The 314-nt window shown below is 62.4% G+C and carries 1 protein-coding gene; it reads right to left on the reverse strand.

Going from position 1 to position 314, the window contains the following annotated elements:
• Window positions 1-314, reverse strand: a 314-nt coding sequence (locus A3754_RS06260) for an enoyl-CoA hydratase-related protein (protein ID WP_197468508.1), incomplete at both ends; no start/stop codon positions are given.

Genomic DNA, 314 nt, shown 5'->3' on the forward strand with positions numbered 1-314 from the left:
TCATCATAAACCCGGTTGACCAACCCTTGCTCCGCCGCTTCCCAGGCGCTGAAATTGCGGCCGGTATAGGCCAGCTCACGGACCAACCCCTGGGGCATCAGCTTGGGCAGGCGCTGCAGCGTACCCACGTCTGCCGTCATTCCCAGGCTGGTTTCCTTGATGGTGAAGAACGCATCCTGGCTGCAATAGCGACTGTCTGCCGCGCACACCAGGTCCAGCGCACCGCCCACGCAGCCGCCCTGAATCGCCACCAGCACAGGCATGCGTACTTGCTCCAGTACACTCAGGCAATCCTGCAGCTGCAACACCACCCG

Source organism: Alcanivorax sp. HI0083, assembly GCF_001635175.1.